This is a genomic window from Pseudomonas sp. GM102 (assembly GCF_000282555.1).
GTDB lineage: Bacteria > Pseudomonadota > Gammaproteobacteria > Pseudomonadales > Pseudomonadaceae > Aquipseudomonas.
Genome location: NZ_AKJB01000088.1, coordinates 1 through 23,332 on the forward strand (window position 1 = coordinate 1; position 23,332 = coordinate 23,332).

At 59.2% G+C, this 23,332-nt stretch carries 19 protein-coding genes; 8 read left to right on the forward strand and 11 right to left on the reverse strand.

Going from position 1 to position 23,332, the window contains the following annotated elements:
* Window positions 1-153: 153 nt before the first annotated feature.
* The 5 genes from rloA2 to PMI18_RS08075 all read left to right on the forward strand — a co-directional run bounded on the left by rloA2 (window position 154) and on the right by PMI18_RS08075 (window position 7,380).
* Window positions 154-660 (forward strand): retropepsin-like aspartic peptidase RloA2, encoded by a 507-nt coding sequence (gene rloA2, locus PMI18_RS08095; RefSeq protein ID WP_007904116.1) that lies wholly within the window; start codon window positions 154-156, stop codon window positions 658-660.
* A gap of 59 nt (window positions 661-719) precedes the next feature.
* Entirely contained in the window at window positions 720-1,400 is a 681-nt protein-coding gene (creB, locus tag PMI18_RS08090) for a two-component system response regulator CreB (protein ID WP_007904117.1), read from the forward strand.
* Window positions 1,400-2,818: a two-component system sensor histidine kinase CreC gene (creC, locus tag PMI18_RS08085; RefSeq protein ID WP_007904120.1), complete on the forward strand. Its 1,419-nt coding sequence runs from the start codon at window positions 1,400-1,402 to the stop codon at window positions 2,816-2,818. Before creB ends, creC begins: the two co-directional genes overlap by 1 nt.
* Before the next feature lie 203 nt (window positions 2,819-3,021).
* The gene (creD, locus tag PMI18_RS08080) at window positions 3,022-4,392 is read left to right on the forward strand and encodes a cell envelope integrity protein CreD (protein ID WP_007904122.1); all 1,371 of its coding nucleotides are present in this window, start codon (window positions 3,022-3,024) and stop codon (window positions 4,390-4,392) included.
* Between the two features lie 183 nt (window positions 4,393-4,575).
* Window positions 4,576-7,380, forward strand: coding sequence for an RHS repeat-associated core domain-containing protein (locus PMI18_RS08075; protein WP_007904133.1), 2,805 nt, complete (start codon window positions 4,576-4,578; stop codon window positions 7,378-7,380).
* Between the two features lie 34 nt (window positions 7,381-7,414).
* On the opposite strand, the gene PMI18_RS08070 is transcribed toward PMI18_RS08075, so the two are convergent.
* The 8 genes from PMI18_RS08070 to PMI18_RS08040 all read right to left on the reverse strand — a co-directional run bounded on the left by PMI18_RS08070 (window position 7,415) and on the right by PMI18_RS08040 (window position 16,751).
* Window positions 7,415-8,044, reverse strand: a complete 630-nt coding sequence (locus PMI18_RS08070) for a glutathione S-transferase (RefSeq protein WP_033036755.1) — start codon at window positions 8,042-8,044, stop codon at window positions 7,415-7,417.
* 284 nt (window positions 8,045-8,328) lie between these two features.
* Window positions 8,329-8,505, reverse strand: a complete 177-nt coding sequence (locus PMI18_RS31280; RefSeq protein WP_007904139.1) for a hypothetical protein — start codon at window positions 8,503-8,505, stop codon at window positions 8,329-8,331.
* Window positions 8,502-9,632: a PepSY-associated TM helix domain-containing protein gene (locus PMI18_RS08065; protein ID WP_007904140.1), complete on the reverse strand. Its 1,131-nt coding sequence runs from the start codon at window positions 9,630-9,632 to the stop codon at window positions 8,502-8,504. Before PMI18_RS08065 ends, PMI18_RS31280 begins: the two co-directional genes overlap by 4 nt.
* Window positions 9,633-9,704: 72 nt before the next feature.
* Window positions 9,705-12,134, reverse strand: coding sequence for a TonB-dependent siderophore receptor (locus tag PMI18_RS08060; RefSeq protein WP_007904142.1), 2,430 nt, complete (start codon window positions 12,132-12,134; stop codon window positions 9,705-9,707).
* A gap of 234 nt (window positions 12,135-12,368) precedes the next feature.
* On the reverse strand, window positions 12,369-13,343 hold the full coding sequence (locus tag PMI18_RS08055) for a FecR family protein (RefSeq protein WP_007904147.1): 975 nt from the start codon (window positions 13,341-13,343) through the stop codon (window positions 12,369-12,371).
* On the reverse strand, window positions 13,340-13,858 hold the full coding sequence (locus PMI18_RS08050; protein ID WP_007904149.1) for an RNA polymerase sigma factor: 519 nt from the start codon (window positions 13,856-13,858) through the stop codon (window positions 13,340-13,342). The genes PMI18_RS08055 and PMI18_RS08050 overlap by 4 nt, the downstream gene beginning before the upstream one ends.
* Window positions 13,859-14,106: 248 nt before the next feature.
* Window positions 14,107-14,814 (reverse strand): 3'-5' exonuclease, encoded by a 708-nt coding sequence (locus PMI18_RS08045; RefSeq protein WP_007904151.1) that lies wholly within the window; start codon window positions 14,812-14,814, stop codon window positions 14,107-14,109.
* The gene (locus tag PMI18_RS08040) at window positions 14,811-16,751 is read right to left on the reverse strand and encodes a putative nucleotidyltransferase substrate binding domain-containing protein (protein ID WP_033036748.1); all 1,941 of its coding nucleotides are present in this window, start codon (window positions 16,749-16,751) and stop codon (window positions 14,811-14,813) included. The genes PMI18_RS08045 and PMI18_RS08040 overlap by 4 nt, the downstream gene beginning before the upstream one ends.
* Before the next feature lie 251 nt (window positions 16,752-17,002).
* On the opposite strand from PMI18_RS08040, the gene PMI18_RS08035 reads away from it, so the two are divergent.
* Entirely contained in the window at window positions 17,003-17,449 is a 447-nt protein-coding gene (locus PMI18_RS08035) for a response regulator (protein WP_007904163.1), read from the forward strand.
* A 234-nt stretch (window positions 17,450-17,683) separates the two neighbouring features.
* On the opposite strand, the gene PMI18_RS08030 is transcribed toward PMI18_RS08035, so the two are convergent.
* Entirely contained in the window at window positions 17,684-19,861 is a 2,178-nt protein-coding gene (locus PMI18_RS08030; protein ID WP_007904168.1) for a malate synthase G, read from the reverse strand.
* On the opposite strand from PMI18_RS08030, the gene PMI18_RS31115 reads away from it, so the two are divergent.
* Both PMI18_RS31115 and PMI18_RS08025 read left to right on the forward strand, forming a co-directional pair.
* Window positions 19,844-20,110 (forward strand): hypothetical protein, encoded by a 267-nt coding sequence (locus PMI18_RS31115; protein WP_131816009.1) that lies wholly within the window; start codon window positions 19,844-19,846, stop codon window positions 20,108-20,110. The two genes, PMI18_RS08030 and PMI18_RS31115, sit on opposite strands and share 18 nt — an antisense overlap.
* A 344-nt stretch (window positions 20,111-20,454) precedes the next feature.
* Entirely contained in the window at window positions 20,455-20,973 is a 519-nt protein-coding gene (locus PMI18_RS08025) for a glycine cleavage system protein R (protein ID WP_007904170.1), read from the forward strand.
* Window positions 20,974-21,188: 215 nt separating this feature from the next.
* Here PMI18_RS08025 and rarD read toward each other — a convergent pair whose 3' ends face one another.
* On the reverse strand, window positions 21,189-22,076 hold the full coding sequence (rarD, locus tag PMI18_RS08020) for an EamA family transporter RarD (RefSeq protein ID WP_007904171.1): 888 nt from the start codon (window positions 22,074-22,076) through the stop codon (window positions 21,189-21,191).
* 162 nt (window positions 22,077-22,238) lie between these two features.
* Window positions 22,239-23,213 (reverse strand): serine/threonine protein kinase, encoded by a 975-nt coding sequence (locus tag PMI18_RS08015; RefSeq protein ID WP_007904173.1) that lies wholly within the window; start codon window positions 23,211-23,213, stop codon window positions 22,239-22,241.
* Between the last annotated feature and the right edge of the window lie 119 nt (window positions 23,214-23,332).

Below are 23,332 nucleotides of genomic sequence, written 5' to 3' on the forward strand. Positions count from 1 at the left end.
CCACGCTCCGCGTGGGAATGCAGCCCGGGACGCTCCGCGTCCCCAAAGCGTGACGCAGAGCGTCACATGAGGCATTCCCACGCGGAGCATGGGAACGATCATCCACACAGCGGTCTAAAATCCCGCTGCCCACTTTCCAAGGAAGCCCATTACGTGAAATCTCTCCTTGCACTGCTTTCCCTCGTAGCCCTGCCGGTCCTGGCCGCTGAGCCGACCCTATACGGGCGTTACGAATACATCGCGCTGCCGGAAATCGGCGGCGAAGTCCTCAAGGCCAAAATGGACACTGGCGCCCTGACCGCGTCCCTGTCGGCCAAAGACATTGAAACCTTCACCCGTGACGGCGACGAGTGGGTGCGTTTCCGCCTCGCCACCAAAGGCGCGAGCAACAAGGTCTACGAACACAAGGTCGCGCGGATCAGCAAGATCAAGACTCGCTCCGAAGAAGACGACGATGACAAAGAAGCGATCGAGCCCACCAAGCGTCCAGTGGTTGATCTGGAACTGTGCCTGGGCAACGTCAAGCGTACTGTCGAGGTTAACCTCACCGACCGCAGTAGCTTCAATTACCCGCTGTTGATCGGCGCCAAAGCACTGCGTGAATTCGGTGCGGCGGTGAACCCGGCACGGCGTTTCACGGCAGACAAACCCGACTGCTGATTGACGGCGAATCAGCCTTGGGGCACCGTTCGCCCACTTAACTAGCGGGCTCGGACGCCATGCCTCATATCCTGATTGTCGAAGACGAAGCGGCGATTGCCGACACCCTGATTTTCGCCTTGCAGGGCGAGGGCTTTACCACTACGTGGCTGAGCCTTGGCGCAGCGGCGCTCGAGCATCAGCGCGCCACACCGGCCGACCTGATCATTCTCGACATCGGCCTGCCTGATATCAGCGGCTTTGAGACCTGCAAGCAATTGCGGCGTTTCAGCGAAGTGCCGGTGATGTTCCTCAGCGCCCGTGATGCAGAGATCGACCGCGTCGTAGGCCTGGAGATCGGTGCCGACGACTACGTGGTCAAACCGTTCAGCCCCCGGGAAGTGGCGGCGCGGGTCCGGGCGATTCTCAAGCGCATGGCGCCACGACCGGTGGCGGAGGTGGCTTCAGCGCTGTTTCGCATCGACAGCGAACGAGTGCAGATCAGCTATCGCAGTCAGCCCCTGAGCCTGACTCGCCATGAGTTTCGTTTGCTGCAATGCCTGCTGGAACAACCTGAGCGAGTCTTCAGCCGCGAGCAATTGCTCGATGCGTTGGGCGTGGCCGCCGACGCCGGCTATGAGCGCAGCATCGACAGCCACATCAAGAGCGTGCGCGCCAAATTGCGCCAGGTGAAGGCCGACGCCGAGCCGATCCAGACTCATCGCGGCCTCGGTTACAGCTACAGCCCGGGGCACAGCTGATGCCACTGGGGATCCGGATTTTTCTGGTCTACGTGCTGTTCATCGGCCTGACCGGCTACTTCGTGCTCAACACCGTGATGGAAGAAATCCGTCCCGGCGTGCGTCAGTCCACCGAAGAAACCCTGGTCGACACCGCCAACCTGATGGCCGAGATCCTGCGGGACGACTTCAAGGCCGGCACCCTCAGCCAGAATCGCTGGCCCGAGTTGCTCAAGGCTTACGGTGAACGGCAACCGAAGGCGAAAATCTGGGGCATGCCGAAGAATCAGGTCAACCACCGTATTTACGTGACCGATGCCAAAGGCATCGTGGTGCTGGATTCCAGCGGCATCGCGGTAGGCCAGGACTACTCGCGCTGGAACGACGTCTACCTGACCCTGCGCGGGGACTACGGCGCGCGTTCGACGCGCAGCAACCCGGATGATTCGAATTCGTCGGTGATGCATGTCGGGGCACCGATTCGCGACAACGGCCAGATCATCGGCGTGGTGACGGTGGCCAAACCCAACAGCTCGCTGCAGCCTTACGTTGATCGCACCGAGCGGCGATTGCTGATTTATGGCGCCGCGCTGATTGGCCTCGGTTTGCTGTTCGGTGCGCTGTTGTCGTGGTGGCTGAGCGCGGCGCTACGGCAGTTGACGGCGTATGCCCAGGCCGTCAGCGAAGGCCGGCGTGTCGAGGTGCCACATTATCGTGGCGGCGAGCTGGAACAACTGGCCACGGCGCTGGAGCAGATGCGCACGCAGCTCGAAGGCAAAGCCTACGTCGAGCGTTATGTGCACACCCTGACCCATGAATTGAAAAGCCCGCTGGCGGCGATTCGTGGTGCGGCGGAGTTGCTGCAAGGTGAGATGCCGCTGGCTCAGCAGCAGCGTTTCGTCAGCAACATCGACAGCGAAAGTGCGCGCATGCAGCAGTTGATCGAACGACTGTTGAACCTGGCGCAGGTGGAACAGCGCCAAGGGCTGGAAGAGCGGGTGGCGGTGCCGTTGGCGGACTTGGTGGATGAGCTGTTGAGCGCGCAGGCTGCGCGAATCGAATGCAAGCAGTTGCGTGTGGAGCAAACCATTGCAGCGGATCTGACCGTGACCGGTGAGCCATTCCTGTTGCGTCAGGCGCTGGGAAATCTGCTGGAGAACGCTCTGGATTTCACCCCGGCTCGTGGCTTGCTGCGATTCAGTGCCGCAAAGATCGGTGAGCAAATCGAATTCAAGCTTTTTAACCAGGCCGAGGCGATTCCTGACTATGCATTGCCGCGCTTGAGCGAGCGCTTCTACTCACTGCCGCGTCCGGACAGTGGGCGCAAAAGCACAGGGTTGGGGCTTAACTTCGTTGAAGAGGTGGTCAAGTTGCATGGTGGGGCGATGAGTGTCGGTAATGTCGATGGCGGTGTAGAGGTCACGTTGCGCCTGCCTTAGGACCGAGTCGCGGCCATCGCGAGCAGGCTCGCTCCCACAAGGGATCTCCAGCGAACACAAAATATATGCGAACCGAAGATCAAATGTGGGAGCGAGCCTGCTCGCGATGGGGCCGGCCCAGTCTCCACAAAGTCTCCACATTCCCCCCATAAATCACCCACACACCAACGCCAGACTTTCCCCATCCAAACAGGGAGAGTCCCATGAACCGTAGCCTGACCCTAAAACTGGGGGCGATTGCCCTTTTGATTCTGTTGCTGCTGATCCCGCTACTGATGATCAACGGCGTGATCCAGGAGCGGCAACAACTGCGCGACGGTGTGCTCGAGGACATCGCCCGCAGTTCCAGTTACAGCCAGCAACTGAGCGGCCCGCTGATGGTGGTGCCCTATCGCAAAACGGTACGTACCTGGAAAACCAACGAAAAAACCAACCAGCGTTACCAGGACGTCGGCGAGGAGCGCGGCCGATTGTACTTCCTGCCGGAGCGCTTCGAACTGGACGGACAGGTCCAGACCGAACTGCGCGCCCGGGGTATCTACGAGGCACGACTATTTCATGCCGACAACCGCATCAGCGGGCATTTCTCGGTCCCGGCGCAACTGGGCATCAAGGAGGACTTCGCCGACTACCGGTTCGACCAACCGTTCCTGGCCGTCGGCATCAGCGACATTCGCGGCATCGAGAATGCATTGAAACTCGAACTCAATGGCCAGAGCCTGGACTTTGTACCGGGTAGCCAAGTGCGCTGGTTGGGCGAGGGTGTGCACGTGACACTGCCAGCGCTGGATACCAGGCAGGCCACGGAACTGGCCTTCGGTTTCGACTTGCGCCTGCAAGGCACCGGCCAGTTGCAGATTCTCCCGGTGGGCAAGACCAGCAAGGTTTCACTGGCCGCCAACTGGCCTCATCCCAGCTTCATTGGCAACTACCTGCCGGCCCAGCGTGAAATCACCGATCAGGGTTTCACTGCCAATTGGCAAACCTCGTTTTTCTCCACCAACCTGCAAGAGGCGTTGAACAGTTGTGTGTCTGGCGGCCAGTGCGAGGCGTTCAGCGGTCGCAGCTTCGGCGTGAGTTTCATCGACCCGGTGGACCAGTACTTGAAAAGCGACCGGGCAATCAAATATGCGTTGCTGTTTATCGTCCTGACCTTCGCCGGTTTCTTCCTCTTCGAAGTGTTGAAAAGCCTGGCGGTACACCCGGTGCAATACGCGCTGGTGGGCGTGGCGCTGGCGTTCTTCTACCTGTTGCTGCTGTCGCTGTCCGAACATATCGGCTTTGCCTTGGCGTATCTGCTGTCGGCGAGTGGCTGTGTGGCGTTGATCGGTTTCTATGTCTGCCATGTGCTGCGCAGCGTGCGTCACGGCTTGAGTTTTTCGGCGGGGTTGGCGGCATTGTATGGCTTGCTCTATGGCTTGCTGAGTGCCGAGGATTACGCGTTGTTGATGGGCTCGCTGCTGTTGTTCGGGCTGCTGGGCGTGTTCATGGTGCTGACCCGCAAGCTGGACTGGTATGGCATCGGGCAGAAAACCGCGAAGCCTCTGGATTTTGATATTGGAGCCGTGGAATGAGCCGGTCGTTGGGGTTGCGCGAAGATCAGCGGGTGGGAGAGGTGCTGGCGGCGCGGATTGCGGGGTTGTTTCCGGTTGATCGAAGGCAAGCTGGTATTGAAGATCAGGTTGCCGCGATCCGCCTCCGGAGATCCGCAGCATTGTCGTCTAAGCTCAGGTAATCGCGCATCGAGTGCCCCGCACATGGAATCTGCATACGCCTTGCACCGCAACACCCCGACAATCGCTGTGGTCGACAGTCGTGGATTGGCCGTTGCTTGCGTTGCCTATTACCGCAAGAACAACAGTGATGCACCGCCCGAGACACGTGTGGCACGCGAGACTTTCGATGTGGCGGGGCGATCAGTGGCAAATTGGGATGCTCGCTTGGGGGCAGGTCCTGCGCCGGTTGCCTCGATGATTCGAATTCGCGGCCTGACGGGGGCATCCCTGTTGACCGTCAGCGTGGATGCTGGCTGGCGGCTGATGTTACCGGATGAGGCGACTCAGGTTCGACAGAGCTGGGACGAGGCGGGTAATACAGCGCGCTTTGAATATGACTCGATGGGCAGGCCGCTGAATGTCGAAGAAGGCACGAAGTGTGTGGAGCGTTTGTATTACGGCGCTCCGGGAGTAGAGACCAGCGCTCGGAATCAATGCGGTCGGTTGATTCGTCATATGGATACCGCCGGTGCGCACCAAATGACCGACTACAGCCTGCAAGGCAAGCCGATCGCGCAATCGCGGCGTTTTCTAGTAGAGCGGGATCATCCGGGATGGCCTTGGGCTGAGAATCAACAAGATGCCTTACTGGAACAGGGGGCGGACAAAACCTACATCACCCGTTGGCAATACGACGCATTGGGTGGCGTGCTTGACCAGATGGATGCAGCGGCGCATACCCGGCGTTATGCCTACAGCGTTCAAGGGCAATTACAGAGCGCCTGGCTGAAGGTGGCCGGCAAGCGGGAGCACTTGTTAGTCAGTGATATCGCTTATAACGCTTTCGGTCAGGTTGAGTACGAGAGGGCAGGCAATGGCGTCATCAGCTCCAGTGTCTTCGATCCCGCCGACGGTCGATTGCAGCTCCTGCTTGCGTGCAAAGGCGCGTGGAACCTGCAAGAGCTGCATTACGACTATGACCCTGTGGGTAACATCCTCTGCCTGACCGATAAGTCCCAGCCCGTCAGTTGGTTCGCCAACCAACGTATCGAACCGATTAGTCGCTATCGGTACGACTCGCTCTATCAATTGGTCAGCGCGACTGGGCGTGAAGTGGCTTCAGCGGTCAATGGCCCGGCGCTACCGGCGCTGATCTCGCCCCTGGATCCGAGCCGATTGCAGCCCTACAGCCAGAGCTGGAGTTATGACGCGAGCGGCAATCTGCTCGAACAGCATCACAGCAATAAACCAACGCATTTAATGGACATTGCTCCGGACAGCAATCGCGGACTGACTCGGGTGAAGGGGCAAACACCGGACTTCGACGCGAGTTTTGACGGCAACGGTAATCTCAAGTTGTTGGCGCCGGGGCAACCGATGCGCTGGACGGCGCGCAACCAACTCAGTGAAGTTCAACTGGTGAGCCGTGAAGATGGTCTGGACGACAGTGAGTGTTATGTCTACGACAGTGCCGGTATGCGGGTACGTAAAGTCCGTCATGCGCTGGCGGCGAGCGTGACCCGAATAACGGAAGCTCGTTACCTGCCGGGGCTGGAAATCCGCACCGAGGGTACGGACAGTCCTGATGAAGTCCTGCACGTTATTAATATTCAGGCGGGACGCAGTAGTGTCCGGTTATTGCATTGGGAGCAGGGGCAGCCGGGTGGCATCGATGAAGATCAAGTGCGCTACAGCCAAGATGATCATTTGGGCAGCAGTACGCTGGAGCTTGATCACCGCGGAAACCTGATCAGTTACGAAGGTTATTACCCATATGGCGGTACGGCCTGGTGGATGGGGCGTTCGCAGGTTGAAGCGGATTACAAGTGCATTCGTTACTCTGGAAAAGAGCGGGATGCAACAGGGTTGTACTATTACGGGTTTCGGTATTACGCACCGTGGCTGCAACGGTGGATTAGTCCGGATCCTGGGGGGATTCTTGATGGCTTGAATATGTTTTATATGACCGGTAATAATCCGGTGACCCATCAAGATGTGATGGGGCTGTACAGCGGGATACCAGGAGATCATCAGGAAAGAATTGTAGAGCAGGATTCGGTGATAGTTGGGCGTGGGCGCGCAAGAATGCCGACAGCAGTAATCGAGCTTGTAGACCACGCTTTCGAAATTGCCGATATCTTGGTAAGCGAAGCTGTCGTGGCAATGCAAGAGACGGGACGGGCACGTCACCCAATCGATAAAACCCTGAAACTAGTGTTCTCGAATTTGCATCGTAGGTCTGAATTGGAGTCTCGTTTTCAGGTACTCAAGACAGCGATTCAACTTTATAGAACTGGTGTGAGGCACGATGAGCTGGCCTTCGTTAAATCGAAAGAATCGAGCGATTCAACATTGGCGTCTGTTGTAGGGAAGGATCCCCTAAAACGAATATTTATCCGCTCTCGATCCTGGAAGGACACGTCCCGACGGGGGGCAGTGTTACTGGCGATAACTCTTATTCACGAAATCAGCCATTTGGACCTCCAAACTAAAGATAACTATTACTACGGTTCACCAGGAGCGGGATCAAGGGTGGGCGAAAGTTATTGGGAGAATGCTATTAACGAGGCGGAAATGGTTTCAAGTGGTCGCTATGACACAAAAATAATAAAAAATATTGAGGAGAGCAAGCTTGGCAGTAGCAGTTTGCAGGCAATGTTTGGTGAGAAAAGTCTGGAACGAATTAAAGCGGGGTTCCACGGATTTCGAGCGGCTTCGCTTTACCACAACGCAGACTCCTACTCTCAAGCATCGGTGTTGCTTGGTCTACCCGTTTTGGACAAGCGTTTAGGATCGCGTAGAGAACGCTACAGTGCCCCACCACCCGAGCCAAAACCTGATTACTGAGCATTCCGGTTTTTGGAATGAAGTAATACTGCACTCATACCTTGGGCATCGTCGCAATCATCGAAGGCCGCTGACTCACCTCAAAATACCACTCTGCCAGCTTAGGATTCTCTTTGCGCCACTCCAGATCCGGATGGCGCAGATCCAGATAACCCAAGGCACAGGCAACACTGATCGCCGCCACATCGAAATGGCTGGTCAGCTCGGCAATCGCGTCGGCTTCCAGCAGGGCCAGGGCACGACGAATCTTGTCGCGCTGACCGTCGAGCCATTCGTCCCAATGCTTTTCCGGGACGCGCAGGGCTACTTCATAGCGAATCATCACCGCGGCATCCATGATCCCGTCTGCCAGAGAAGCCAGGGTCATGCGCCGCCAGCGCGCCGAGCCATCGCGAGGAATCAGCGGATTGCCGACGTGCTGATAGTCGAGGTAATCGAGAATCACCCGGCTGTCGTACAACACATTACCGTCGGCCAGACGCAGCGCCGGAATCTTGCCCAACGGGTTGTCTTCGTTGAGAGCCAGATCCGGGCTGACCGGCGTGAGCTGGCTGGCTTGCAGCGCCACGCGGTTCGTTTGACCGGTTTCGTGCAGCAGCACCATGACTTTGCGAACGAAGGGCGAGGCGGGGTTGTGGAATAAGGTCATGCTGGGAGCGGACATGGCAACGATCTCGATCATGGGCAGTGTCGGCAGCATAGCGCTTTAATGCTTGAGCTCAAGCACGAGCTCACGGCTGAGCACGGAACGAAATGTGGGAGCAGGCTTGTGTGGCGAGGGGGCTTGCCCCCGTTCGGTTGCGAAGCAATCGTAAACCGGTCACCACTTTCTGATTCAAGATCGTGGCGACTGGTTTCAGGGGCGCTTCGCACCCCAACGGGGGCAAGCCCCCTCGCCACACAAGCCCCTCTTGCCACACAAGCCCGCTCCCACAGGTTTTGTGCTGTTCAATGGCGTTGCAGCCCGCGCAAGGCGAGGGCGGCAGGAATCCCCAGGCCGAGCCAACTCAATGCGTCCCACACGCCATCGCCCAGCAACGCGGCAAACAGCCCGGCGGCGCTGAGCAGGGCAATGACGGTTGGCGTGGCGAAGACCTTCCAGAAATTCGACTGTCTCGGTCTCATGTCGGGTGCTCCGCGTTTTCGAGTACCGGTTTCGCGACCTTGCGCCGCACCACCCACAAATAAACCCCACTGCCGAGCACAATGATGGTCAGCACATCGAGGGTCGCCCAGAGGATTTTCATCGGCATGCCACCGTAATCACCGAAGTGCAGCGGCTGCGACATGCCCATGGCGTCCATGTACCACGGCCGTTCGGCCACCGCCGTGACTTGCAGGGTGCTGGCGTCGATCAACACCGGCGTCAGCAGGTGCGAAGTCAGTTGGGTGCTGCCTTTCATGAACACGGCGTAATGGTGTTCGCTGGAAAACCGCGTGCCGGGGAAGGCGATGAAATCGGGCTGCATGCCCGGCGCGACGTCTTTGGCGATGTCGAGTAAGCGAGTCGCAGGCGCCAATTGAGTCAGCGGCGGCGCATCGCGGTAAGGCGCGATCATCGCGCTCAGGCTGTCGTTGCGCCACGCGGCGATCAGTAAGTCGGCACAGGCACTGATCACGCCGGTCACGCCGACCACCAAGGCCCAAGTCAGCGTCACCACGCCGATCAGGTTATGCAGGTCGAGCCAACGCAGGCGGGTGGATTTGTCGTGGCGCACGGTGGCGAACTTCAAGCGCCGCATGAACGGCAGGTACAGCACCGTTCCGGAGACGATCGCCAGCACAAACAGAATCCCCATGAACGCCAGCAGCAACTTGCCCGGCAGCCCAGCGAACATGTCTACGTGCAAACGCAATATGACCATCATCAACCCGCCATTGGCCGATGGCATTTCCAATGCTTCGCCGGTGCGAGCGTCGAGCATGAAGGTATGGGACGAGTTCGGCTCGGTGCCGGCGGTGGGCGCCATGATGGCGATGACGCCGTTGGGGTCTTCGTCGTCGTAGCCGAAATACTGCATGACCTCGCCGGGACGATGCTTTTCAGCCGCTTGTACCAACTGCTGCAAATCCAGCTGCGGGGTATCGGCCGGCATCGATTTCAACTCGGCGGCATCGCCCAGCAGATGGTCGATCTCGTGGTGGAAGATCAACGGCAGGCCGGTGAGGGCCAACATCAACAGGAATACCGTGCAGATCAGGCTGGTCCAGGTGTGAATGCAGGACCAGCGGCGGATGGTTTTGCTTTTCATTTCATGGCCTTCAGAAAGACCAAAGCCGTCCTCGAAGGACGGCCTGGTCGTGGCGCGTGTCAGTTCAGGCGATTACCACTTGTACGTCGCACTGGCGACGACGCTGCGTTGGTCGCCGTAGTAGCAGTAGAAGCTGTCGCAAGTGGAGATGTAGTCCTTGTCGAACAGGTTGGTGGCATTGAGTGCCAGTGATGCCCCTTTCAGGCTGTTATCCAGACGGCCCAAGTCGTAATGGACCGCTGCGTCGAATACCGTGTAGGCATCAGCCTTGCCCAGCCAGGTGTTGCCCTGGTCGCCATAAGTATTGCCGGTGTAGCGTGCGCCGGCACCGATGCCGAAACCATCCAGCACACCGTTGTGCCAGGTGTAATCGGCCCACAGTGAGGCTTGCTGGTTAGGCATCAGTTGCAGGCGATTGCCCTTGAAGTCACCCTTTTGTACTTCGGACTTGGCCAGGGTGTAGGCGGCGATGACTTTCAGGTTGTCGGTGACGTCGGAAACGGCTTCCAGCTCCAGGCCTTTGACCTTCACTTCGCCGGTCTGGCTGGTAATCGAGACGTTGTCCGAGTTGGTCGTGGTGACGGAGACGTTTTTTTGGGTCAGGTCATAGACCGCAGCCGTCAGCAGGGTGTTGCTGCCCGGCGGTTGGTACTTGATGCCCAGTTCCCACTGCTTGCCTTCAGTCGGCTTGAACGATTCGGTCGGCGATGCCGTGGCTTTGCTGGTCGGCTGGAACGACTCGGCGTAGGACAGGTAGGGCACGAAGCCTGAGTCGAATACATAGCTGATCGCAGCATTGCCGCTGAATTTCTTGTCCCGTTCGGTGTTGGTGGCATCACCCTTGTTGAAGAATTTGGTGCCCGTGTGGATCCAGTCCTCACGACCACCGAGGGTCAGACGCCATTGATCGAGGGCCATTTGGTCCTGGACGTACAAACCGGTCTGGTAGGTCTTCTGGTCATAGTCATAGAACGCCGTCGAGCGCGCCGGGCGAACGATTGGCTGGCCATAGATCGGGTTGTTGACGTTGGTGGTCAGACCGTCACCGAAGATCGAGGTGTAGTTGGTATTGGTGCGCTGGTGATCGAGGCCGATCAACAGGGTGTGACGGATGTTGCCGGTCGCGAAGTCGCCCTGGAAGTTGTTGTCCACGGCGAACTGGCTGATGTCCTCGTCGACACTGGTGCTCGAACGACCAACATTGCCCTCGGCATCCACTTGGGTGAAAGGGTAGGCGCCGGGAGTGAGGGCCTGGAAGGACAGGTCCGACTTGGTGTACCGCAGGTTCTGCTTGAACTGCCAGACATCATTCAAACGATGTTCGAAGGCGTAGCCCAGCGCGTAATAGGTGCGGTCGTAGTATTCCCAGTCCGGGTCACCGAGATTTTTGTGATGGGAGATATCGCCGAGCGGCGAATGGATCTTGGTGCCTTGCACTGGCAGGAACTGGCTGGTGATGCCTGTGTCGTCGCGGGTAAATTGCGTCAGCAGCGTGAGCTTGGTGTCAGGGTCGATGTTCCAGGTCAGGCTCGGCGCGATGTTGTAGCGTTTGTTGTCGATGTGATCGACCTGTGTGCCGCTGTCGCGCAATACACCGCTCAGACCATAGGTAAACCGGCCTTCGTCATCGATCTTGCCGGTGCTGGCGAAGTTGATTTGACGATGGTTGTCGCTGCCGTATTGCAGCTGGATTTCATGGCTCGACTCGGCGCTGGGACGGCGGCTGACCATGTCCAGCAGGCCGCCCGGCGGGGTCTGGCCGTAAACCGAAGAGGCCGGGCCGCGCAACAGGGCGAGGCGATCAAGGTTCCAGGTTTCCTGTTTTGGGTTGGCGTAGACGCCTTTTGGCAGTGGCAGGCCATCGAGGAATTGCGTCGGTTCGAAACCGCGCACAAGCAACCAGTCGGCGCGGGTGTCGCTGCCATAGCTGCTGGCGACGATGCCGGGCATGTAGCGCACGGCGTCATCGATGTTTTGCACACCGCGATCTTCCATTTGCTGGCGGGTGGCGACGGAAATCGAACGCGGCGCTTCGACCAGTGCGGTGTCGGTCTTGGTGCCTGCAGCGGTGCGCGTGGCAACGTAACCTTCGACCGGGCTCCAGGCAGTTTCCGCATTTTCCAGGCCAATGACGGCGGTTTCCGGCAAGGCCATTACGCCCTCGGGCACGGCTACCAGGCTGTAGGTGCCGGCGCTGCTCTGTTCCAGTTGCAGGCCGGTGCCGCGCAAGGCTTCCCGCAGGGCGCCGGTGGCGTCGAACTGGCCCTTCACCGGCGCCGAAGTCTTGCCCGCCGCCAGCGATGGATTCAACGACAGCGCCAGGCCGGCCTGGCTGGCAATCTGATTCAGGGTGCTGGCCAATGGCGCAGCCGGCAGGTTGTAGGCGCGAACGCTGGACGCCTGTTCGGCGGCAATCAGTGGACCGCTGGCCAAAGGGGCGCAAAGGGCAATGGCGACCGCCAGCAAATGGGGGCGCAACACGGTGTCTAGCGAACGGGACATACAGCGGCTCCTGAATGGAAATATTTCTCAATTGCCTAGGTGCCGGACGAGAATTCAAAAGTGATAGGGGTGGATGAAAATAATTTCTATTCATCAATTGCGGTGACGCTGACGGCCTCTTCGCGGGCAAGCCACGCTCCCACAGGTTTTATGTCGAGCGGGAATTCTGTGAACGACACAAAACCTGTGGGAGCGGGCTTGCCCGCGAAGGCGGCGGATCAGGCGCAATGCTTTTTAGGGCTTGGCCTCAGTCTTCGCCGCGACCGTCACCCACCATGGCGTGTGCTGTTCGATCTGCACCGGCAGGGTCGGTAAAAGTGCACTCAGCGCCTTGTCGATATCGTTCAAGGGGAAGCTGCCAGTGATGCGCAGGTCGGCGACCTCTGGCGTGACGCCAAGATGCCCGCGACGATAGCGAGCGAGTTCCTGGACCAGATCCTCTAGCCGCGCGTTGTCCACCACCAGCATGCCGCGGGTCCAGGCATCGGCGCCGAGGTTGAGGGCGATGATCGGGTCCAGGCCATTGCTGCGCATCAGCACTTGCTGGCCTTCGCGCAGGATCTGTTCCTCGGCGCTCGATTCGGGATGGGCGGCGACCGCTGATTTCAATACGCTCAGGCGCGTGCCTTCTTCTTCACGCTTGACCAGGAACCGTGTCCCCAGCGCTCGCATGCTGCCTTCGCGAGTTTCGACGATAAACGGCCGGGCATCGCCATGGCCGGTTTCGACGAGGATTTCCCCTTCCTGAAGGACGATCAGCCGCTGCTTCTCATCGAAACGCACATCCACTGCGCTGTGGGTGTTGAGGTTGATCTGCGTACCGTCGGTCAGGCGCAGGGTGCGCTGCTCGCCGGTGGCGGTGCGCTGGTCGGCCAGCCAATAGTCGATGGGCAGATAACGATCACCGGCGAACAGCGCCAGGCCGATCACCGCGACGACGCTGGCCAGACCACTGCCGAGCTTGCGCACCCGGCGCCGGATGCTTTCGCGCGATTGCAGCAGGGCAGTGCGGGCCGGGCCGCTGGCGACGCTGAAACGCTGGTCCAGCATGCCTAACTGACGCCACGCCCGAGCATGTTCTTCGTGGGCGGCGTGCCATTTGGCAAACTCTTCGCGCTCGACTGCGTTGCCGGAATCCAGCGACAGTTGCCAGGCAATCGCGGCATCCAGCACCTGAGCCGACACGGGCTTGGAATTGACCGGGCTCATACCGGCTCACCATACAACGCGATGTAGCACTGGCGAATGCCTTGGGCGAGGTACTGACGAACCCGCGGCACCGACACCCCCAGACGCTCGGCGATTTCGGCGTGGCCGAGGCCATCGAGACGGTTATAGAGAAACGCTGCCCGGGCCTTGCTCGAGAGCTTGCCCAGCAGGCGATCGATGGCTTTGAGGTCTTCGAGGATCAGTTGCTGTTCTTCCACCGAGGGTTGTTCGCCTTCGGGAACCAGCATCAATTCGGTGAGGTAGGCCTGTTCCAGTGCGGCACGGCGGAAATAGTCGAACAGCAGGCCCTTGGCGATCGCCACCAGAAACGCCCGGGGTTCGCGAGGCGCCTTCAGTTCATCACGGCCTAGCAAGCGTACGAAAGTATCCTGGCTCAGGTCTTCGGCCCGTTGCGGGCAGGCTACGTTGCGTCGCAGCCAAGCCAATAGCCAACCGCGATGGTCGCGATACAACGCACCAACGAGCTCACTCTGGGGGCTTTGGACTGACGACACGCAACATCACCGAATGGGAAGTGTTAAGTAACGAGAATTGTTCGCGATTGTGGCAGAGGCGGGGGAGGTAAGCAATTAGCGCTGGTCGGGTGGTTTTGGCGGGGGGTACTCAGTTTGACCGCGTCATCGTTCTTCGCGGGCAAGCCTCGCTCCTACGGGTTTTGTGTCGTTCATGAAATGGGTGAACGACACAAAACCCGTAGGAGCGAGGCTTGCCCGCGAAGGCGCCAGAACAGGCGCCATAAAAATTAAAAAGACGGAGCCTGTCGCCGCCGCTTCCACTGACTCAGCCGCTGCTGCAAATTCAACGGGCTATGAATCTGCTGCTGTCGCGCCTGGCTGAACAAAATCAGCACCAACTCCGCCGTCGCCAACGCATCGGCACTGGCGTTATGCCGCTCGAAAACCTCCAGCTTGAACCAGTCGATCCACTCGTCCAGACCGGCCTCGCGAATGTGGGCCTGTGGACAAAGCAGCGGCGCGATGTCGGCCACGTCCAGAAACGGATGCTGCAACTTGTAGCCCAGATGTTCTTTCAGCGCCCGCCCCAGCATGTGCTGGTCGAACGGCGCATGAAACGCCAACACCGGACTGTCGCCGACGAACTCCATGAATTCGAGCAAGGCTTGCGCGGGGTCGCTGCCGGCGGCAATGGCGCTCGGGCCCAGACCGTGAATCAACACGCTGGGGCCGAGTTTGAGTTCGGTGCATTGCAGCGTGCGTTCAAATTGCTGGCTGAAATCGATCGCCCCGTCCTCGATCACCACCGCGCCGATGGACAACAGCCGATCCTTATTCAGGTTCAGCCCGGTGGTTTCCAGGTCGAGTACTACCCAGCGTTGTTCGCGCAGGCTGCAATCGCGCAGCTCGGCCATGGCCGGCAAGTGCTCCAGACGTTGTTGCAGTTCGCCGGGCAAAATGGGGCTTACCGGGCGCAGCCATGAAAACAGGCTCATAACTGATACCGCAGGGTCAGGCTGCTTTGCAGGCGTTGGGCCTGGCGCAGGGATTCACGCAGGATGCGGCGGTCCAGATGATTAAGGCTGTCAGGGTCTACGCGGTTTGAGTAAGGCAAATTCTCTCGGGTCTGTAGCTGATGTTGCTGCATACGGGTTTGCTGGATGAAGTGATAGGCCTCTTCATAGGCAGCACCATCCAACTTCTCGATGACCTCTTTTTCCACCAATTGGCGAAAGCGCTCCAGAGTATTGTTGGCGTCGATGCCGTGGGCCAGGGCCAGCACTCGAGCGCCATCGACGAACGGGGTCAAGCCCTGGAATTTCAGGTCGAGGGTGGCTTTCTCGCCATTCTTGCGCGCCAGCACGAATTCGCGGAAACGGCCTACGGGTGGACGGTTACGCAGGGCGTTTTCGGCCATCATGCGTTGGAACAAGCGGTTGTCGCCGACCTGATCGAGAATGCCTTGGCGCAGTTGCTCGCAGCCTCGCTCGTCGCCCCAGACCACGCGCAGGTCGAAATAGATGCTCGACCCCAGCAGATTTTCCGGAGTCGCCTCGCGGATAAACGCCGCAAAACGTCGCGCCCATTCGGCCCGGGACAAACACAGCTCGGGGTTGCCGGCCATGATGTTGCCTTTGCACAGGGTGAAGCCGCACAGCGCCAGGTTCTGATTGATCTGCTGGGCGAGGGGCAGCAACTTGCCGCGAATCTCGGCGGCATGGGCCGCGTCGCGGGCTTCGAACAGAATGCCGTTGTCCTGATCGGTGTGCAGCGTCTGCTCGCGGCGGCCTTCGCTGCCGAAGCACAGCCAACTGAACGGCACGCCGGGGTCGCCTTTCTCGGCGAGTACCAGTTCGATTACCCGGCACACGGTATGGTCGTTGAGCAGGGTAATGATGTGGGTGATCTGGGTCGAGGAGGCGCCATGGGCGAGCATCCGCTCCACCAATTGGCCGATTTCGCCGCGCATCGCTACCAGGTTTTCCAGCTTATGGGCGCTGCGAATAGTCCGCGCCAGATGCACCAGATCGACCCGTTGCAGGGAAAACAAGTCGCGTTCCGAGACCACGCCGCACAGGCGCTGATCCTTGACCAGGCAGACGTGGGCGATGTGCCGTTCGGTCATGGCAATCGCGGCATCGAAGGCGCTGTGGTCCGGCGTCAGGTAAAACGGCGCCGGGGTCATATGCCCTTCGATGGCTTCATTGAAGTCGCTGGTGCCGTTGGCCACCACATGTCGCAAGTCGCGCAGGGTGAAAATGCCCAGCGGCGCCTTTTGCTCATCGACCACCACGATGCTGCCGACTTGCTGATCGTGCATCAGCGTCACGGCTTCACGCAGGGGGGTGATCGGGCTGCAGGTCACCGGGTGACGCATGGCCAGTTCGCCCAGCCGGGTATTGAGCGAGTACTGGGTGCCGAGGGTTTCCACGGCTTTTTGCTGAACTTGTTGATTGACCTGATCCAGCAAACTGCTGACCCCGCGTAGGGCAAAGTCGCGAAACGGGCTGGAAAGTGCGAACAGTTTGATGAACGCCAGCTTATTCAGCTGTAGGCAGAAGGTATCTTCGGCCGCCAGGTGTTCGGTGCGAGTCGCCCGCTCTCCCAGTAACGCGGCGAGAGGGAAACATTCGCCGGTGGTGATTTCGAAGGTGGTTTCGGTCCCGCCCTTGGCCGTGTGCGGACGTTCGCCCACGACCCGGCCCTGTTTGACGATGTAGAAATGCTCAACCGGGCCATCGGCAGGTTTGATGATGCTTTCGCCGGGGGCATAGAAACGTAGCTGACATTGCTCGACCAGATAGGCCAAGTGGGCGTTTTCCATCTGATTGAACGGCGGGAAGCGCTGTAGGAATTGCAAAGTGCCCTGGATGTTCTGCAACACCGCGGTTTTCCCTGCCTGGGTGAAGGCGTCCGCTTTACTCATAACCATTACCGCAGTCTTTTTCTGATTGTTGTGTCGGATCGTTCCAACCATGGTCGGCCCCTGAGAGCAGGGTGCCCATTGGACGTAAGTCTAGGTAGGCAGTGCCACCGTCGGAATATGGGAAATGTCTGACACAACTGAGGGAAAAACCTCCTACATTGTCTATTGGAAAAGTTTCCGACGAAGTGCACATTGAAGTCTGCTGAGCGATGTCTGACCACTGTGTCAGGGATCGAATCGAAAACGTTGAGAAAGCCATGTCCGACCACGATATTTTGAGTGATGCCGAGCGCGAAGCGCTCAGTGCCGTTATGTTGGAACCAGACTTGCCGCCGCAGCGGGTGCTGATCGTCGATGACGATAAGGACTCCAGGGAATTGCTGTCGGAAATTCTGGGGCTGGACGGCATTCACTGCATGATGGCGGCCAGTGGCGAAACGGCGCTCAAATTGCTGGAGACGAAGTCATCAATCGGGCTGGTGATTACCGACCTGCGGATGGGGCACGTCGATGGTCTGGAACTGATCCGTCAAGTGCGGGAGTCGGCTCGTGCAGCATTGCCGATCATCATCGTCTCCGGCGACGCCGACGTGAAGGATGCGATCGAAGCCATGCACTTGCACGTAGTGGACTTTCTGCTCAAGCCCATCGACAGCGGCAAACTGCTTGAACTGGTCAAGCATGAGCTGGGGATGGATGTGTAGCGGCTTTTTTTTGGGGGCGAGGGGGCTTGCCTGTGGCTAGGGAGCTTGCTCCCGCTGGGTTGCGAAGCAGCCCCAAAACAAGCAATCCCAATGTACCTGGTACTCCGCATACACAGGATTTACGACTGCTGCACAGTCGAGCGGGAGCAAGCTCCCTCGCCACAGGGGACCGCGGCGTAAAAAAAGCCCTGATCTTTCGATCAGGGCTTTTTCACGTCCGGCGTCAGCGTTTACTCAAAGGCCATTGGCAGCCTTGAATTCGCGACGACGACGGTGCAGAACCGGCTCGGTGTAGCCGTTCGGCTGTTTGGTGCCTTCGACCACCAGTTCGACCGCCGCCTGGAAGGCGATGTTGCTGTCGAAATTCGGTGCCAACGGACGGTACAGCGGGTCGTTGGCATTCTGACGGTCAACCACCGGCGCCATGCGCTTGAGGCTTTCCATCACTTGATCTTCAGTGACAATGCCGTGACGCAGCCAGTTGGCGATGTGCTGGCTGGAAATACGCAGCGTCGCACGGTCTTCCATCAAGCCGACGTCATTGATATCCGGCACTTTCGAGCAGCCCACGCCCTGGTCGATCCAGCGCACCACGTAACCAAGAATGCCCTGGGCGTTGTTGTCCAGTTCGTTCTTGATCTGCTCCGCGGTCCAGTCTGGGTTGACGGCCAGCGGGATGGTCAGGATGTCGTCCACCGAAGCGCGTGCGCGTTTGGCCAGTTCGGCCTGACGGGCGAACACGTCGACCTTGTGGTAATGCAGCGCGTGCAACGCGGCGGCGGTCGGCGATGGAACCCAGGCGGTATTGGCACCCGCCATCGGGTGAGCGATTTTCTGTTCGAGCATCGCTGCCATCAGGTCCGGCATGGCCCACATGCCTTTACCGATCTGGGCGCGACCTTGCAGGCCGGTGCTCAGGCCGATGTCGACGTTCCAGTTCTCGTAGGCGCTGATCCACTTCTCGGCCTTCATGTCGGCCTTGCGCACCATCGGGCCGGCTTCCATGGAGGTATGGATTTCATCGCCCGTGCGGTCGAGGAAGCCAGTGTTGATGAACACCACGCGCTCGGCGGCAGCCTTGATGCAGGCCTTGAGGTTGACCGTGGTACGACGTTCCTCGTCCATGATCCCGACTTTGAGGGTATTGCGTGGCAAGCCCAGCACGTCTTCGATGCGACCGAACAGCTCGTTGGTGAACGCCGCTTCTTCCGGGCCGTGCATCTTCGGCTTCACGATATAAACCGAACCGGTACGGCTGTTCTTGCGCGAGCTGTTGCCGTTGAGGCTATGAATCGCCGCGAGGCAAGTCACCAGACCGTCGAGAATACCTTCCGGTACTTCGTTGCCGTCTTTATCGAGGATCGCGTCGATGGTCATCAGGTGACCGACGTTGCGTACGAACAGCAGGGAGCGACCGTGCAGGCTCAGTTCGCTGCCATCGAGGGCGGTATAGGTGCGGTCGGCGTTCATGGTGCGGGTAAAGGTCTGACCGCCCTTGGAGACTTCTTCCGACAGATCGCCCTTCATCAAGCCGAGCCAGTTGCGGTAGATCACCACTTTGTCATCGGCATCGACCGCGGCAACCGAGTCTTCGCAGTCCATGATGGTGGTCAGCGCGGCTTCCATCAGGATGTCTTTGACGCCGGCCGCGTCGGTCTGGCCGACGGGGGTGCTGGCGTCGATCTGGATTTCGAAGTGCAGGCCGTTGTTTTTCAGCAGGATCGCGGTCGGTGCGGCGGCATCGCCGTGGAAACCGATCAGTTGCGCATCATCGCGCAGGCCGGTGTTGCTGCCGCCTTTAAGGGCGACGACCAGTTTGCCGTCAACGATCTTGTAGCCGGTGGAATCGACGTGAGTGCCGGCAGCCAATGGCGCCGCTTCGTCTAGGAAGGCGCGGGCGAAGGCGATGACCTTGTCGCCGCGAACCTTGTTGTAGCCTTTGCCTTTTTCCGCGCCGTCCGCTTCGCTGATGGCGTCGGTGCCATAGAGCGCGTCATACAGCGAACCCCAGCGGGCGTTCGAGGCGTTGAGCGCGAAGCGCGCGTTCATCACCGGCACCACCAGCTGTGGACCGGCCATGCGGGCGATTTCGTCATCGACGTTTTGTGTCGTTGCCTGGAAATCAGCCGCTTCTGGCAGCAGATAACCGATGTCTTGCAGGAAGGCTTTGTAGGCCACCGCATCGTGCGCAACACCTGCACGAGCCTGGTGCCAGGCATCGATACGTGCCTGGAAATCATCGCGTTTGGCGAGTAGGGCTTTGTTCTTCGGCGCCAGGTCATGGATGACCTTGTCAGCACCGGCCCAGAACGTGTCGGCGGTGAGGCCGGTACCGGGAATGGCTTCGTTGTTCACGAAGTCGAACAGGACTTTGGCGACCTGCAGGCCACCGACTTGAACGTGTTCAGTCATTGCTTGCCTCACTCTGCTCAGCTATTTCGCTTTTCAGCTCTTCAATTTAACAATGAAGCCTCTGGCCATTTAAACCACAAACCCATCTACCAGTACATGCCATTGCTGGCGGCTGGGTTCGATCCGATCAACGGCTTTGCGGCCTTGCTGACAGGGCTTTCAGGGGTTGCGACGGCACCTGCGGCAGACATCGATCCAGCGTTATGTAGTGCGCGCTGCGGCATACTACATGATGAATTGCGGTTGTGAAAATTAGACTAAATACGTCGTTCTGCGACCCCATGACGCATTGCGGTCATGGCGAGGAACGGGATGTTCTCAAAAAACTATTGGATTGTTCCAGTTAAATATAAAAACTTGTACACGATTTATGGTTCGGCAGGATTGTCGGTGGTGCCCCATTCGCGGGCAAGCCTCGCTCCTACAGGGTTGGGGTAATCACGATGATGGGAACGACGTGGACCTGTAGGAGCGAGGCTTGCCCGCGAAAGGGCCGGTCGATTCAACACACAATCGAATCTACTCCAGGCCCCCATCAACCCTTGCCTATACTTGTTTTTCTATAACAAAAGTCATGACCAGAGGGCTGCGCCATGGACCATCTCGTACTCACTGTAATTGCTCCAGACAAGCCCGGGCAGGTCGAGCGCATTGCTCAGTGCATTGCCGAGCACGGCGGTAACTGGCTGGAGAGTCGCATGTCGCGCATGGCCGGACAGTTCGCGGGGATTCTTCGGGTGGGTGTGCCGGCCGAGGCCTACGACGAACTGGTAGACGCCCTACAAGGATTGTCGACCCAGGGGATTCGCGTACTGATTGCCGAAAGCAGCATTGAACAATCCTGCACTTGGAAGCCGATTGCCATGGAACTGGTGGGCAATGATCGGCCGGGCATTGTGCGGGACATTACGCGTTTGCTGAGCGAACAGGGCGTGAACCTGGAAAGTCTGGTGACCGAAGTACGCCCGGCGCCGATGAGCAGCGAGCCGCTGTTCCATGCCGAGGCGATTCTCGCGGTGCCGCTGACCTTGTCGCTGGAGGTGCTGCAATCACGCCTGGAAACCCTGGCGGACGATCTGATGGTCGAATTGGTGCTGCGCAGCGAATCTTGAAAAGGTTATCCAAGTTATACGTGCACCTGCCTGTGGATAACCTGTAGAGACACCTCGCCAGGCCACGTCAGCCGGGACTCTTCAGGATTTGATCAAAAAACCAGCAGTTTCAGTGATTTGCGCACAAACGCCGGGGATCACACTGTGGATAACCTTGGGAAGGATGGATGCAGGCCACGGGAGACGTGGCCTGTAGAGGTTTGTACGTTTTCTGATCAGCTGCGGCGGCGCAGACTTATCCACGCATCGACGCTGTAAACCGCCAGACCGGCCCAGATAAAGATGAACGCCACCAGCGTGCTGGACGACAACTGCTCGCCAAACAGCAGAACGGCTTGCAACAACACCAGCGTCGGCGCCAGGTACTGGAGAAATCCGAGGGTGGTGTAGGGCAAGTGCCGGGCGGCGGCGTTGAAACATACCAGCGGCACCAGCGTCACTGGACCTGCTGCCACCAACCACCAGGCTTCAGAGGTGGTCCAGAATTCGGCTTGTGCGCTGGTCGCCGTCGGATTGAACAGTAGCCAGGCGACGGCAATTGGCACCAGCATCCAGGTTTCCACCACCAGCCCCGGCAGCGCCTTGACCGGGGCCTGCTTGCGGATCAGTCCGTAGAAACCGAAGGTCAACGCCAGCACCAGCGACACCCACGGCAGACTGCCGACTTGCCACACTTGCTGCGCAACACCGATCGCCGCCAGGCCAACCGCCAGCCATTGCATGCGTCGCAGTCGTTCGCCAAGAATCAGCATTCCCAACAACACGTTGACCAGCGGGTTGATGTAGTAACCGAGGCTGGCTTCGAGCATGCGCCCGTTATTCACCGACCAGACGTAGGTCAGCCAGTTGGCGGCGATCAACGTGCCGCTCAGGGCCAGGATTGCCAGCCGTCGCGGGTTCTCCCGCAGCTCGCGCCACCAGCCGGGATGTTTCCAGACGAGCAGTAGCAGAGCACCAAACAGCGCGGACCAAAGCACTCGATGGATGATGATTTCCACGGCGGGCACGTTGGCGATGGCTTTGAAGTAGAGCGGGAACAGGCCCCAAATGATGTAGGCACTCAGGCCCAGGATGTACCCGCGACGCGGGTTGGCGGCTTGCATGAGAATCCTTGCTTAGGCAGCTAACAAAGAGGGGATTGTATAGATGTGTTTGATTTTTTGTAGGAGCGAGGCTTGCCCGCGAACAACGATAACGCGGTCTGTCTGACGTACCGCGTTATCGTTGTTCGCGGGCAAGCCTCGCTCCTACAGGGGTTGTGGGGTTTAGAAGAGTTTCAGTGGCTCTTCATTGAGCGCAGCCAATTGTTCACGCAATGCCAGCACTTGATCGCCCCAATAGCGCTCGGTGCCGAACCACGGAAAGCTGCGAGGGAAGGCCGGGTCGTCCCAGCGACGGGCGAGCCAGGCGCTGTAGTGCATCAGGCGCAAGGCGCGCAGCGGTTCGATCAGCGCCAGCTCCCGCGGGTCGAAGTCGTGGAATTCGTTGTAGCCGTCCATCAATTCTGACAACTGACCGAGACATTCCTGACGATCACCCGCCAACATCATCCAGATATCCTGCACCGCCGGGCCCATGCGGCAGTCGTCGAGGTCGACGATGTGGAACATCTCGTCGCGGCACATCATGTTGCCGGGGTGGCAATCGCCATGCATACGGATGTTCTGGTGTGGCGTGGCCTTGTAGACCTCTTCGACGCGCTTGAGCAGGTCTCGGGCAACGGACTCGTAGGCCGGCAGCAAACTTTTGGGTACGAAATTGCCTTCGAGCAGGGTCGTCAGCGAGTCCTGACCGAAATTCTTCACGCCCAGTGCTTCGCGGTGATCGAAGGGCTTTGTCGCGCCGACCGCGTGCAACCGACCGAGCAATTGGCCCAAGCGATATAGCTGATCGAGATTGCCCGGCTCCGGCGCACGGCCGCCACGACGGGGGAACAGGGTGAAACGGAAACCGTTGTGTTCGTGCAGGCTGGCACCGTTGTGGATCATCGGCGCGACCACCGGTACGTCGCACTCGGCGAGTTCGAAGGTGAATTGGTGCTCTTCGAGAATCGCTTCGTTGGTCCAGCGCTGCGGGCGGTAGAACTTGGCGATCAGCGGCTCGGAGTCTTCGATGCCGACCTGATAGACACGGTTCTCGTAGCTATTGAGCGCCAGAATGCGTGCGTCGCTGAGAAAGCCGATGCTTTCGACGGCATTTAGCACGAGGTCTGGGGTGAGCGTTGCAAACGGGTGGGCCATGCTGACTCCTGCGCGCAGCAGGCTGCCGCGTCCGGCCAAGCATGGTAGCGCAGACGGGGCTTCTTTAGGGGGATCGTTCCTATGGGATCGTTCCCACGCTCTGCGTGGGAACGCCTCGC

What these genes read in the sequence shown, in the direction of transcription:
- creB (WP_007904117.1), top strand. Translation starts at nt 720, where the DNA reads ATGCCTCATATCCTGATTGTCGAAGACGAAGCGGCGATTGCCGACACC.
- creC (WP_007904120.1), top strand. Translation starts at nt 1,400, where the DNA reads ATGCCACTGGGGATCCGGATTTTTCTGGTCTACGTGCTGTTCATCGGC.
- creD (WP_007904122.1), top strand. Translation starts at nt 3,022, where the DNA reads ATGAACCGTAGCCTGACCCTAAAACTGGGGGCGATTGCCCTTTTGATT.
- PMI18_RS08075 (WP_007904133.1), top strand. Translation starts at nt 4,576, where the DNA reads ATGGAATCTGCATACGCCTTGCACCGCAACACCCCGACAATCGCTGTG.
- PMI18_RS08070 (WP_033036755.1), bottom strand. Translation starts at nt 8,044, where the DNA reads ATGTCCGCTCCCAGCATGACCTTATTCCACAACCCCGCCTCGCCCTTC.
- PMI18_RS31280 (WP_007904139.1), bottom strand. Translation starts at nt 8,505, where the DNA reads ATGAGACCGAGACAGTCGAATTTCTGGAAGGTCTTCGCCACGCCAACC.
- PMI18_RS08065 (WP_007904140.1), bottom strand. Translation starts at nt 9,632, where the DNA reads ATGAAAAGCAAAACCATCCGCCGCTGGTCCTGCATTCACACCTGGACC.
- PMI18_RS08060 (WP_007904142.1), bottom strand. Translation starts at nt 12,134, where the DNA reads ATGTCCCGTTCGCTAGACACCGTGTTGCGCCCCCATTTGCTGGCGGTC.
- PMI18_RS08055 (WP_007904147.1), bottom strand. Translation starts at nt 13,343, where the DNA reads ATGAGCCCGGTCAATTCCAAGCCCGTGTCGGCTCAGGTGCTGGATGCC.
- PMI18_RS08045 (WP_007904151.1), bottom strand. Translation starts at nt 14,814, where the DNA reads ATGAGCCTGTTTTCATGGCTGCGCCCGGTAAGCCCCATTTTGCCCGGC.
- PMI18_RS08040 (WP_033036748.1), bottom strand. Translation starts at nt 16,751, where the DNA reads ATGGTTATGAGTAAAGCGGACGCCTTCACCCAGGCAGGGAAAACCGCG.
- PMI18_RS08035 (WP_007904163.1), top strand. Translation starts at nt 17,003, where the DNA reads ATGTCCGACCACGATATTTTGAGTGATGCCGAGCGCGAAGCGCTCAGT.
- PMI18_RS08030 (WP_007904168.1), bottom strand. Translation starts at nt 19,861, where the DNA reads ATGACTGAACACGTTCAAGTCGGTGGCCTGCAGGTCGCCAAAGTCCTG.
- PMI18_RS08025 (WP_007904170.1), top strand. Translation starts at nt 20,455, where the DNA reads ATGGACCATCTCGTACTCACTGTAATTGCTCCAGACAAGCCCGGGCAG.
- rarD (WP_007904171.1), bottom strand. Translation starts at nt 22,076, where the DNA reads ATGCAAGCCGCCAACCCGCGTCGCGGGTACATCCTGGGCCTGAGTGCC.
- PMI18_RS08015 (WP_007904173.1), bottom strand. Translation starts at nt 23,213, where the DNA reads ATGGCCCACCCGTTTGCAACGCTCACCCCAGACCTCGTGCTAAATGCC.